10 protein-coding genes are annotated in these 11,797 nt (G+C 66.5%); 5 read left to right on the forward strand and 5 right to left on the reverse strand.

Annotated features, from left to right (window positions below; genetic code table 11):
- The gene (locus XH83_RS06595) at positions 1–555 is read right to left on the reverse strand and encodes a flavin reductase family protein (RefSeq protein WP_194406222.1); all 555 of its coding nucleotides are present in this window, start codon (positions 553–555) and stop codon (positions 1–3) included.
- 58 nt (positions 556–613) lie between these two features.
- A complete protein-coding gene (locus XH83_RS06600) occupies positions 614–1,711 on the reverse strand; it encodes an LLM class flavin-dependent oxidoreductase (RefSeq protein WP_194408183.1) in 1,098 nt (365 codons plus the stop codon).
- Positions 1,712–1,945: 234 nt separating this feature from the next.
- On the opposite strand from XH83_RS06600, the gene XH83_RS06605 reads away from it, so the two are divergent.
- The 3 genes from XH83_RS06605 to poxB all read left to right on the forward strand — a co-directional run bounded on the left by XH83_RS06605 (position 1,946) and on the right by poxB (position 5,351).
- On the forward strand, positions 1,946–2,860 hold the full coding sequence (locus XH83_RS06605) for a 2-dehydro-3-deoxygalactonokinase (RefSeq protein ID WP_194406223.1): 915 nt from the start codon (positions 1,946–1,948) through the stop codon (positions 2,858–2,860).
- 12 nt (positions 2,861–2,872) lie between these two features.
- Positions 2,873–3,505, forward strand: a complete 633-nt coding sequence (locus tag XH83_RS06610) for a 2-dehydro-3-deoxy-6-phosphogalactonate aldolase (protein ID WP_194406224.1) — start codon at positions 2,873–2,875, stop codon at positions 3,503–3,505.
- Positions 3,506–3,614: 109 nt separating this feature from the next.
- Positions 3,615–5,351: a ubiquinone-dependent pyruvate dehydrogenase gene (poxB, locus tag XH83_RS06615; protein WP_194406225.1), complete on the forward strand. Its 1,737-nt coding sequence runs from the start codon at positions 3,615–3,617 to the stop codon at positions 5,349–5,351.
- On the opposite strand, the gene XH83_RS06620 is transcribed toward poxB, so the two are convergent.
- Both XH83_RS06620 and XH83_RS06625 read right to left on the reverse strand, forming a co-directional pair.
- A complete protein-coding gene (locus XH83_RS06620; RefSeq protein WP_194406226.1) occupies positions 5,348–5,713 on the reverse strand; it encodes a hypothetical protein in 366 nt (121 codons plus the stop codon). The genes poxB and XH83_RS06620 overlap by 4 nt on opposite strands.
- 67 nt (positions 5,714–5,780) lie before the next feature.
- Positions 5,781–6,689 carry a PaaI family thioesterase gene (locus XH83_RS06625; RefSeq protein ID WP_194406227.1) on the reverse strand — a complete coding sequence of 303 codons (909 nt, stop codon included), beginning with the start codon at positions 6,687–6,689 and terminating at the stop codon, positions 5,781–5,783.
- Positions 6,690–6,804: 115 nt separating this feature from the next.
- On the opposite strand from XH83_RS06625, the gene XH83_RS06630 reads away from it, so the two are divergent.
- Positions 6,805–7,125, forward strand: coding sequence for a hypothetical protein (locus XH83_RS06630; RefSeq protein ID WP_194406228.1), 321 nt, complete (start codon positions 6,805–6,807; stop codon positions 7,123–7,125).
- A 79-nt stretch (positions 7,126–7,204) separates the two neighbouring features.
- Here XH83_RS06630 and XH83_RS06635 read toward each other — a convergent pair whose 3' ends face one another.
- Entirely contained in the window at positions 7,205–8,674 is a 1,470-nt protein-coding gene (locus XH83_RS06635; protein ID WP_194406229.1) for an amidase, read from the reverse strand.
- Between the two features lie 650 nt (positions 8,675–9,324).
- Here XH83_RS06635 and XH83_RS06640 point away from each other — a divergent pair.
- A complete protein-coding gene (locus XH83_RS06640; protein WP_194406230.1) occupies positions 9,325–11,664 on the forward strand; it encodes a Tex family protein in 2,340 nt (779 codons plus the stop codon).
- The last annotated feature ends 133 nt before the right edge of the window (positions 11,665–11,797 follow it).

Below are 11,797 nucleotides of genomic sequence, written 5' to 3' on the forward strand. Positions count from 1 at the left end.
TCAGGAAAAATCACTCCAGCTCAGATGCCGTGAATCAAGGTCGCCCACTGTCACGGTGCCGCGGATCTCGCGAGGCGCGTGGAAGCTGCTGCGCAAGTACACCAGCGGCGCGGCTCGGTCGGAATGCGTTGCGCCGCGGACCTCGCCGATGAAGATCGAATGCGTCGTCGTCTCGAACTCCCGCGTCAGCACGCAGTCGAACGCGGCGACTGCGTCCGTCAGCACCGGCGCGCCTGTGACCCCGCGCGTCCACTGCCCGAAGGCAAAGCGGTCGTCGCCGTTGACGCCCTTCTGGCCGCTGAAGGTGAGCGCGAGCAGGGCGTGATCCTCGTGCAGGAAGTTGATCGCGAACGCGCCTTCCTCGCGGATGCGCGCATGGGCGCTGGCGTTGCGGTTGACGCAGACGATCAGCGAGGGCGGGCTGTCCGACAGCGAACAGGCCGAGGTCACCGTCAGGCCGGTGCGCTTGCCGTGCTCGGCCCCCACCGTCACCAGCGCCACGGCGCCGGCGCATTGGCGCATCGCCTGCTTGAAATCCTTCGTGTCGACGCTCACGCGGACATCTCCGAAAATGGAAGCGGGTGCGGCACGATTGCGCCGCACCCGCGATGCGTCAAGCCGCCTTCTTCGCGGAGCCGAGATGCGCAAGACGCGGCATCACCTCGTTCTTCAAGAGCGAGAGCGAGTGGTGCCAGGCTTCGGCCTTGTGCTTGTAGTCGAAGCCGAACACGCAGAGCACGCCGAAGCCGCCGACCTCGTCATAGATCTTCTCGATCTTCTCGGCGACCGTCGTCGGCGAGCCGACGATCCAGTTCCGCTTGGCGCAATATTCGACGGTGACGTCGCTATCGGGCACGTCGGGCGCGTGCTTCAGATAGTCCTTGAAGCCGAAATGGCCGAGCAGCGGCAGGAAGTACTCGCCCATCATCCGGCCCATCATGTCGCCGGTCGAGAGCCTCCAGGCCTCCTCGTCGGTGTCGGCGACGAACACCTCGCGCACGAGGCGCCAGTCCGCCCGGTTCGGCTTGCGTCCGGTCTTGGCCGCGCCGATCTCGACCGAATCCCAGTGGCTGCCCACATAGGCCGGGTTGAGGTTGAGGCTCATCGGGATGAAGCCGCGTTCGCCGGCGAGCTTCAGCGTGTCCGAGTTCTTCGAGAGGCCCGCGACACCGATCGGCGGATGCGGCGCCTGCAGCGGCTTGATGTGCGGCTTGAGGAAGTCGAACATCGTGTCCGGCTTGGTCACCGTCCAGAACTTGCCCTTGTAGGTCCAGGGCGCGGGATCGCTCCACATCTTCAGGATGATCTCCAGCGCCTCGCGCGTCATGTCGCGGTTCTGTCCGCTCATGCCGTCGACGTTGAACATCGCCCAGTCGCTCGGCAGCCCCGACGCGGCCACGCCGAAATTGAGCCGGCCCTCGGAGAGATGGTCCAGCATCGCGACGCGGTTGGCGAGCTCGGCCGGGTGATGATAGGGCAAGAGGAAGCCGCCCGGTCCGATGCGAAGTCTCTTGGTCTGCATCAAGGCCTGCGCGATCAACAGGTCCGGCGTGGGATTGGGTTCCCACGGCGCGGTGTGGTGCTCGCCGACCCAGGCCTCCTGGTAGCCGAGCTCGTCGAGCCAGCGCATGACCTGCAGGTCCCAGTCGTTCCCTTCCTTCAGGCCGCACTCCGGCGGATGCGAAGGCATCGTGAAATAGCCGATCTCCATGGGTTTCCTCATCTGATGTTGACGCGTCTTGGCGCGCGTTGACGGCGTTGAGTGGGGAAGGGTTCAGCAAGCGCTGTGCCAGCGCCTTGCAGCCTGAAATTGGCGAGAAAGGGCTGGTTTGCCCGCGCAATAGCCGGTATCTCGACGAACACCCGCAGGAGACCGTCTCATTGTCGCGAGACGGCGTCTTGCAGGTGAGACGTGAACTTGGCCGTGAGACGAGGACAGTTTCGCATGACCGAACCCGCTTATGTCGCGGTGGACTGGGGCACCAGCAGTTTTCGGCTGTGGCTGGTCGATCATGCCGGCCAGGTGCTGGCTGAACGCCGCAGCGATGAAGGCATGTTGGCCGCGGCGAAGACCGGCTTTCCCGCGGTGCTGCAATCGCATCTCGCGGCGGTCGAGGCGCCGGATCATCTGCCGGTTCTCGTCTGCGGCATGGCCGGTGCCAAGACCGGCTGGGTCGAAGCCGGCTATGTCGACACGCCGGCGCCGCTCGCGGCCGTCCTGAAACAGGCCGTGCGCGTCCCCGGCGAGGCGCGCGACATCCGCATCCTGCCGGGCATCGCGCAGCGCGACGCCAGCGCGCCGGACGTGATGCGCGGCGAGGAAACGCAACTGCTCGGCGCGCTGGGCTTCGAAGCCGCCGGCGAGGCGCTGGTCTGCATGCCCGGCACGCATTCGAAATGGGTGCGTGTCAGGGGCGGCATCGTCGAACGCTTCTCCACCTTCATGACCGGCGAGCTCTTCAGCGTGGTCTCGCGCGAGACCATCCTGTCGTTCGCGGTCGCGGGCGCCGATGAGGCCGAGGATGTCGCGAGCTTCAAGGCGGCGGTCAAGGCCGCGTATGCGGCGCCGGCCTTCGCCGCCAATCTGTTGTTCGGTGCGCGCTCGCGTCAGCTGCTGTTCGGCGGCACGCCGGCCGCCGCGCGCGAGACGCTGTCGGGCACGTTGATTGGCGTCGAGCTCGCGGCAGGGCTGTCCGGCGCCGTGCCGCAGGCGGGTGTTGCGTTGATTGCGTCGGGCCGGCTCGCGACGCTGTATCGGCACGCCTTCGACGCCTTGTCGGTCACCGTGCAGCCGGTCGATGCGGATGAAGCGGTCCGCCGCGGACTGTCGATGGCGGCTGCCACGATCTGGACCAGGTAGAAGGATTTTGAGATGACCATTCCCTTTCCGCCGATGCAGCGGCCTCTGGTCGCGATCCTGCGCGGCGTCAAGCCCGGGGAGACCGAGGCCATCGTCGGCGTGCTGATCGAAGCCGGCATGACCGCGATCGAGATTCCCCTGAATTCACCCGATCCGTTCCGTTCCATCGCAACGGCCGTGAAGCAGGCCCCGCCAGGCGTGTTGATCGGCGCCGGCACGGTGCTGACCACCGCGGATGTCGATCGCCTCAACGACGTCGGCGGCAAGTTGATGGTCTCGCCCAATGTCGACACGCAGGTGCTCGTGCGCGCGCATCAATACGCCATGGTGACGCTGCCCGGCGTGTTCTCGCCGACCGAGGCTCTGGTGGCCGCGCGCTCCGGCGCATCGGGCCTCAAATTCTTTCCGGCAAGCGTGCTAGGGGTCGCCGGCATCGCCGCGATCCGCGTCGTGCTGCCGTCAGGCGTGATGATCGCCGCCGTCGGCGGGGTGTCAGACCAGAATTTTGCCGAGTACATCAAGGGCGGGGTGACCGCGTTCGGGCTCGGCTCCAGCCTCTACAAGCCCGGCATGACGGCAGCCGAAGTCGCTGCCCGCGCGAAGGCGACGACCGAAGCCTACGATCGGGCGATTGCGAAAGACTGAGCCGGCAATAAACTAGCTGTGATCCTGACATGGCCTATTGTGCCACATCGTGCCGCGATGCTGACATTCGCGCGTCGTGGTATGTGACCGGCCGAAGCAGGAGACCGACATGGCGATCAACAACGTAGCCGATCTGTTCGTGGCAACGCTCGAACAGGCCGGCGTCAAGCGCATCTACGGCATCGTCGGCGACAGCCTGAACGCCCTGACCGAGGCGCTGCGCCGCCGCGGCACCATCGAATGGATCCACGTCCGCCACGAGGAGGTCGCAGCGTTCGCCGCCGCCGGCGAAGCCGAGGTGACCGGGAGCCTTGCGGTGTGCGCGGGCTCCTGCGGTCCCGGCAATCTGCATCTGATCAACGGGCTGTTCGACGCGCATCGCAGCCGCCTCCCCGTGCTGGCGATCGCGGCGCAGATCCCGACGGCCGAGATCGGCGGCGGCTATTTCCAGGAGACCCATCCGCAAAATCTGTTCCGCGAATGCAGCCATTATTGCGAGCTGGTCTCCGATCCCAGCCAGCTTCCTTTCGTGTTGGAGAATGCAATCCGCGCGGCGGTAGGACTGCGCGGTGTCGCCGTCGTTGCCATGCCCGGCGACGTTGCGTTCCGCAGCCCACCCAAGCGCGCGCCGTCGACGACGCGCGGCCTCAGCGTGGCGGCGCCGAAAGTGGTGCCGCAGGCGGATGAGCTGCAGGCGCTGGCCGATCTCCTGAACAGTGCCGAGCGCATCACCCTGTTCTGCGGGCGCGGCTGCGCCGGCGCGCATGCGCCCTTGATGCAGCTCGCCGAGACGCTGAAGAGCCCGATCGTGCATGCGCTTGGCGGCAAGGAGCATGTCGAATACGACAACCCCTACGACGTCGGCATGACCGGCTTCATCGGCTTCTCCTCGGGCTATGCCGCCATGCACGCCTGCGACGCGCTGGTAATGCTCGGCACCGATTTTCCCTACAAGCAGTTCTTCCCCGATGATGCAAAGGTCGCGCAGATCGACATCCGCCCGGAAAATCTGGGGCGACGCTGCAGGATCGATCTCGGCCTCGTCGGCGACGTCAAGCTGACTATCGAGGCGCTGCTGCCGCTGCTGACATCAAAGACGCTGCGCAAGCATCTCGACGATGCCGTCGCCCATTACAAGAAGGCGCGCGAGGGGCTGGACTCGCTCGCCAGGGGCACGCCGGGAAGCAAGCCGATCCATCCGCAATATCTCGCCAAGGTCGTCAGCGACCACGCGGGCGACGACGCCGTGTTCACCGCCGATGTCGGCACGCCGACGGTATGGGCCGCGCGCTATCTCGGCATGAACGGCCGTCGCCGGCTGATCGGCTCGTTCGTGCACGGCTCGATGGCCAACGCGATGCCGCAGGCGATCGGCGCGCAGGCGGCGCAGCCCGGCCGGCAGGTGATCTCGCTCTCCGGCGACGGCGGCTTCACCATGCTGATGGGCGATCTGATCACGCTGACGCAGGAGAGGCTGCCGGTGAAGGTGGTCGTCTTCAACAACGGCGTGCTCGGCTTCGTCGCGCTGGAGATGAAGGCGGCGGGCTTCGTCGACACCAATGTCGATCTCAAGAATCCGGACTTCGCCGCGATGGCGCGCGCGATGGGCATTTTTGCGAAACGCGTCGAGGACCCGGGCGAGCTTCCCGGCGCGGTCAAGGAGATGCTGGCGCATGACGGGCCGGCCCTGCTCGACGTCGTCACCGCCAAGCAGGAGCTGTCGATGCCGCCGACCATCACCACCGAGCAGATCAAGGGCTTCAGCCTCTGGGTGCTGCGCGCGGTGATGAACGGCCGCGGCGACGAGGTGCTTGATCTTGCGAAGACGAACCTCTTGCCGCGCTAGCCCCGCTTCACCGACGGCGCGGGCAGCTGCTCGTGGCGGCGCTGGAAGCGCTGCCAGTGCAGCACGCTGCCGATCAGCAGGGCCGGCACGAAGCCGAGCACGATCAGGAGATGCGGCAGCTCCTTCGGCGAGATGAAGGCGATGGCGATGTCCGAGATCAGCCAGAGCGCGGCGAATATCACCGCGAAGTCGGTTCGCGGGCAGCGCAAGTAGTAGAATACGGCGGTGATGATGATCGCGGGGCCGATCGCGACGGCGATCATGATCGCGGTCAGCTCCTTCGGCGTCAACGCATCGAGCATCATCGAGGCCAGCAGCCAGAGTGCGGCGAACATGGCGACGATGTCGAGCGGATGCCGCAATTCAATACCTCTCGCGGGGACGCGCTATCGTTGTGGCCGCAGCCGCAGACGTCAAGTCAAAAGGCGCTTATTCCTCGTCACTTCCCGGCGTCGGGCGCAGCATGAAATGACCGAAGGCGGTGGCGATCGGCTTGTCCGCATCGTCCTGCCAGGCGCGCGCCTCGAAGGCGACGATGCGACGGCCCTGCTTCACGATCGAGACGTTGGCGAACGTATCGAGCGCGCGGCCGGAGCGCAGGTAGTTGACGGTGAGCCCGATCGGCTTGGGCGGCGCGGCGGTGCCGAGCTCGCGCCCGACGCCGATGACGGCCGTGGTCTCGAGAAAGGCGCCGGTCATGCCGCCATGGATCGCGGGCAGGATCGGGTTGCCGATGATCTTTGGCGAGAACGGCATCGTCAGCGTGCCGTCGGCGTTGACGCGGATGCCGAGCCAACGCGCGAACGGGCTGCGCGCGAACGGCCCGTCCGGATCCTCCGGCGTCTCCAGCGCCGGTATGTCCAGCGCGTTCATCCTGCGATCGGCGAGCATGTTGGTCCGGTTGGCGCCGATCATGAAGCAGGCGGTCGCGGTCGCCACCGGATCGTCTTCCGATTCCTGATAGGCGGTGGAGCGCACGAAGGCGATCGAGCGCGTGGTGCGGTAGCACACCGAATGCGCCTTGATGTCGAGGCCGGGTGTCGCCGGCTTCTGGTAGTCGATGCGCAGATCGAGCGTCGCGATCGCGCGCGTGCCGTCGAGCGCGAGCTGCACCGCCATGCCGCAGCTCTCGTCCAGCATCGCGGTGACGACGCCTCCGTGCAGCACGCCGGTCTCGGTGTCGCCGACGAAGACGGGACGATAGGGCAGGCTGGACCAAGCCTCGGCTGGCGCGAAGCGGTCGAGCTGCAGCCCGCTGATGTGGCCGTAATCGGAGCGGCGGCCCTTGATCGCCTCGGCGAGTTCGTCGAATGGGAGCGTGGTCGATATGGTGCTCATGGGAACGTTCTAGACCAGTGTCGGCCGCCGCGCAAAACCCCGAATGGGCCTCGACAGAGCGGACCGAAGCGCCGATGGTGGGTGCTTCGTTCGTCGTTAGCTGCAAGGAGTGCCCATGGCCGACCCCGAAACGCCCGCCGCCAATCAGGGGCCCGTCACCATTTCGACCTCCAGCTCGGAGCGGGCGCCGATCATCTATTTCGACGGCGCGTCCTGCTTCGGCCATCACAACGGTGCGATCCAGATCGAGCTCGCCGCAAACCTCCTGATGCCGGTCGGCGCCGCCGTCAGGGTCGACGTGGTCCAGACCGCTCACTTGCGTTGCAGCGTCGCCGCGGCGCTGGCGCTGCGTGAGGCCCTCGAAAAAGCGCTGGCGATGTACAAGCAGGGCCAGCAGCAGCCGGCAGCGGAGGAGATTCCGGCGGTGAAGAACTGAGATCGGCGTTTTTGATGGGGCGTAGCCCTGATGGAGCATGCTCCATCAGGGCTACGACGCGAGGTGGACCGGCTCCGCCTCAGCCCACATGCACCTTCGGCTTCTTGCCGCCGTTCCACTTGCCGTCGAGTGCGCGCTCGATCTGGGCGGCGAGCTGCAGCAGCAGGCCGTCATTGGCCTGCTTGGCGATGGCCTGGATGCCGAGCGGCAGGCCGTGCTCCTGGGCTGCCATCGGCATCGAGATCGCCGGCATGCCACAGAGATTGGCGAGCGGGGTAAAGGCGAAGAAGCGCCAGAGATTGTCGAACCAGTCGCGCACATCGGGATTGTCGGAGATGGTGAGATATTCCTTCGTGCCGACCTTCGGCGTCGGCAGCGCGGTGATCGGAGTCAGGATCACGTCCCACTGCTCGAAGAAGGCGCCGAAGCCGCGCGAGGTCGTGTTGAACACGCCCTGCATCTTCGCGCGCTCGGCGAAGGTCGTGTGCCGGCCGGCTTCCCAGATCCGGATGTTCATGGGCTCGATCAGATCTTCCGGCGGCTTCTCCAGCCCGCGTGCGGCCAGCATGTTGGAGATCACCACGGCGAAATTGCTGATGTAGCAGGTGGTCTGCGCGGCGAAGGCGGCGGGAAGGTCGATCTCCGGCAGCGCATGGTCGACGTGATGGCCGAGGCCTTCGAGGAAGCGGCCGGCTTTCTCCAGCTCGGCCGCGAGCTCCGGCGTCGCTTTGTAGTCGCCCCAAGTGTGCGACAGCGCGATGCGCAGCTTCGACGGATCACGCTTGATCATCTCGGTATAAGGCTGCGCCGTGGTCCAGAACGGCATGAACTCGCCGGGCGCGGGTCCTCGCGCGTGATCGACGAAGGCGGCGGTGTCGCGCACGCTGCGCGACTGGCAGCCCTGGATCGAGACGAGGCCGGTGAGATCGGACATGTGCGGCGCAAGCGAGAACACGCCGCGCGAGACCTTCAATCCGATATTGCCGTTGACGCCGGCGGGAATCCGGATCGAGCCGCCGCCGTCGGTCGCATGCGCGATCGGCACCACGCCAGCGGCAACCATCGCCGCGCTGCCCGCCGACGAGCCGCAGGTGGTGTAATCGGTATTCCAGGGATTGCGCGTGACGTAAACGGCGGGATTATCGGCCGAAGAGCACACGCCGAATTCCGGCGTGGTGGTGCGCCCGATCAGGTTGAGTCCGGCCTGACGGAATTTACCGGTGAGGAAGGTATCGGCCGCGGCGCGATTGCCGCGCATCAACAGCGAGCCCATTTCCTGCAGCCGGCCCTTCATGGTCGGCCCGAGGTCCTTCATCAGGAAGGGCAGGCCGGCGAAGGGACCTGCGAGATTGGCGCCGTCCTTCGCGGGATCGGCGATCACGTCCTCGAACAGCTCGACCACGCCCGACAGCGCCGGATTGACCTTGGCGACCCCCGCGGCGGCCTGGCGCGCCAGCTCCTGCGCCGTCAGCTCACCCTTGCGGACGCGCCCCGCCAGCGCGACGCCATCGTGCTGTGCCCATTCCGTCCAGCTCATCGGCAAGGTCATGAAGTCCTGATCTCCTCAAGGTGCGGCGCCACCTTCTTCGCAAGGGACCGCCTGAATCAACTGAGCGGGCGCGAGGGGCAGGGTTGCGCAGGGCGGAGGGGTCGCGAGACTGCGTCTCGATCCGGCAGTGGTGCGATCGTTGCAACCCGGCCGGCGTCGGAAGGGCCACGAGGAGGCCGTGTCTGCGTGTCACAACTGCGGGCATCGCAGGGTGGGCAAAGCGCAGGGCTGTCTACGATCCTTCACGACGGGAGAATTGCTTCGCTGCGCTCGCAATGACGGCGTGGACAGAGCGAGTGCCAGATCCTCTCTCGTGCCCCGGACGCAGCGCAGCGTGCCGGCGATGTGAAGCATCGTCCGGTGCGGTGCGCTGCAGAGCCGGGGCCCATGTCGCCGTGCCGGGCCGCTTTCTGGGTCCGGCTCTGCGCCGCAACGCCAAGGGCGTTGCAGCGCGTCCGGGACACGCGAGCACAGCAACGCTTGCGCCGCCGTCCCCACGAATGTGGCGAGATCGCATCATCTCGACAAAAAATCCCTTGTCGACGGCCCTCCGCCGTACCTTGATGAATCAACCCCGGTTGGTCCATAAGCGGCGTCCCGTGGCCGGTGGTTCGCCGCCGCACGGGGGGCTTGGATAGAGGGATTCTCGCGTGGCAAATATCAACCAGAAAATTGCGCAGGAGCTTGGGGTTCGGGCGGAGCAGGTCGAGGCGGCGGTGACGCTGCTCGACGGCGGCGCCACGGTTCCCTTCATCGCGCGCTACCGCAAGGAAGCGACCGGTGCGCTCGACGACGCGCAATTGCGCACCCTGGAGGAGCGCCTGGGTTACCTGCGCGAGCTCGAAGACCGCCGCAAGGCCATCCTCGAATCAGTCCGCGAGCAGGGCAAGCTCGATGCCGCGCTGGAAGCCTCGATCATGGCCGCCGACAGCAAGGCGCGCCTCGAGGACATCTATCTGCCGTTCAAGCCGAAGCGCCGGACCAAGGCGGAGATCGCCAAGGAGGCCGGGCTCGAGCCGCTCGCCAACCAGCTGATGGCGGAGCCGACCAACGATCCGAAGGTCGTGGCCGAAGGCTTCGTCAATGCCGAGAAGGGCGTGGCCGATGCCGCCGCTGCGCTCGACGGCGCCCGCGCCATCCTGGTCGAGCGCTTCGACGAGGACGCCGATTTGATCGGCGCGCTTCGCGAGGAGATGTGGACCAATGCGCGCATGGCCTCCAAGGTGCGCGACGGCAAGAAGACCGAGGGCGAAAAGTTCGCCGATTATTTCGACTTCTCCGAGCCGCTGACGAAACTCCCCTCGCACCGCATCCTCGCGATGTTCCGCGGCGAGAAGGAAGAGATCCTCGACCTGCAAATCCAGGCCGAGGCCGAGGCGCCGCCACCGGGCGTGCCGAGCGCCTATGAACTGAAGATCATGAAGCGTTTCGGCATCGCCGATCTCAAGCGCGCCGGGGATCGCTGGCTGATCGACACCGTGCGCTGGGCCTGGCGCACCAAGATCCAGGTGCATCTCAACATCGACCTGCGCATGCGGCTGTGGAACGCCGCCGAGACCGAGGCGGTGCGGGTGTTCGCCTCCAATCTGCGCGACCTCCTGCTGGCCGCGCCGGCCGGCACCCGTGTCACCATGGGGCTCGATCCCGGCTACCGCACCGGCGTCAAGGTCGCCGTCACCGACGCGACCGGCAAGGTGGTCGATACCGCCGTGATCTATCCGCACGAGCCGCAGCGGCAATGGAACGAGTCGCTCGCGACGCTTGGGCGACTCGCGATGAAGCATAAAGTCGAGCTGATCGCGATCGGCAACGGCACCGCCTCGCGCGAGACCGACAAGCTCGCAGGCGATCTCGTCAAGGGCCTCGCTGAGCTGAAGATGACCAAGATCGTGGTGTCGGAAGCCGGTGCGTCGGTCTATTCGGCCTCGGCCTTCGCCTCGGAAGAGTTGCCGGGCCTCGACGTCACCCTGCGCGGTGCGGTCTCGATTGCGCGCCGGCTCCAGGATCCGCTGGCCGAACTCGTCAAGATCGAGCCCAAGGCGATCGGCGTCGGCCAGTACCAGCACGACCTCGGCCAGGCCAAGCTCGCCAAGTCGCTCGATGCCGTCGTCGAGGATTGCGTGAACGCCGTCGGCGTCGACGTCAACACCGCCTCCGCTCCGCTGCTGGCGCGCGTGTCGGGCGTCGGCTCAGGTCTGGCCCAGAGCATCGTGGCGCACCGCGACGCCAACGGCCCGTTCAAGTCGCGCAAGGCGCTGAAGGAGGTGCCGCGGCTCGGGCCGAAGGCGTTCGAGCAGTGCGCGGGCTTCCTGCGCATCCTCGGCGGCGAGGACCCGCTCGATGCCTCGGGCGTGCATCCGGAGGCTTATCCGGTGGTGCGCCGCATCCTCGCGGCCACCAAGAGCGACATCAAGGCGCTGATCGGCTCCAGCGAGATCGTGCGCACGCTGAAGCCGAAGGATTTCGTCGACGAGACCTTCGGCCTGCCGACCGTCACCGACATCTTGAAGGAATTGGAGAAGCCGGGCCGCGATCCGCGTCCCGCGTTCAAGGCGGCCGTGTTCAAGGAGGGCGTCGAGGAGATCAAGGACCTCAAGAAGGGCATGATCCTCGAGGGCACCGTGACCAACGTCGCCGCGTTCGGCGCCTTCGTCGACATCGGCGTGCACCAGGACGGCCTCGTGCACATCTCGGCGATGTCCAAGACCTACATCAAGGATCCGCGCGAGGTGGTGAAGCCCGGCGACATCGTCAAGGTGAAGGTGCTGGACTTCGAGGTCGCCCGCAAGCGCATCTCGCTGACGCTGCGCCTCGACGACGAAGTCGGCGCCAAGAAGGACGCCCCCGGCATGCAGCGCGACAACAGCTCGCGAAATGCGAGCCGGATGACTTCGTCTGCGCCGCGCAAGCAGGAGTCGTCCGGTGGCGGCGGCGCCCTCGCCGAAGCGCTGCGCCGCGCAGCCGAGAAGAACGGCGGGAAAAGGGTGTAGCTTCTTAACTCTCCCCGCCCTTCTGCGGGAAGAGGTCGGAGCGCGCTCTCTCCCTGACATCCGCGTCAGAATCTGGCGCGTTTGTAAGTTGAAGCGGCCAGTCCCTTTCTTTCATCTGATTGTCCTCGTGCGG

Source organism: Bradyrhizobium sp. CCBAU 53351 (assembly GCF_015291745.1).
GTDB lineage: Bacteria > Pseudomonadota > Alphaproteobacteria > Rhizobiales > Xanthobacteraceae > Bradyrhizobium.

What these genes read in the sequence shown, in the direction of transcription:
- XH83_RS06600 (WP_194408183.1), bottom strand. Translation starts at nt 1,711, where the DNA reads ATGGAGATCGGCTATTTCACGATGCCTTCGCATCCGCCGGAGTGCGGC.
- XH83_RS06605 (WP_194406223.1), top strand. Translation starts at nt 1,946, where the DNA reads ATGACCGAACCCGCTTATGTCGCGGTGGACTGGGGCACCAGCAGTTTT.
- XH83_RS06610 (WP_194406224.1), top strand. Translation starts at nt 2,873, where the DNA reads ATGACCATTCCCTTTCCGCCGATGCAGCGGCCTCTGGTCGCGATCCTG.
- poxB (WP_194406225.1), top strand. Translation starts at nt 3,615, where the DNA reads ATGGCGATCAACAACGTAGCCGATCTGTTCGTGGCAACGCTCGAACAG.
- XH83_RS06625 (WP_194406227.1), bottom strand. Translation starts at nt 6,689, where the DNA reads ATGAGCACCATATCGACCACGCTCCCATTCGACGAACTCGCCGAGGCG.
- XH83_RS06630 (WP_194406228.1), top strand. Translation starts at nt 6,805, where the DNA reads ATGGCCGACCCCGAAACGCCCGCCGCCAATCAGGGGCCCGTCACCATT.
- XH83_RS06635 (WP_194406229.1), bottom strand. Translation starts at nt 8,674, where the DNA reads ATGACCTTGCCGATGAGCTGGACGGAATGGGCACAGCACGATGGCGTC.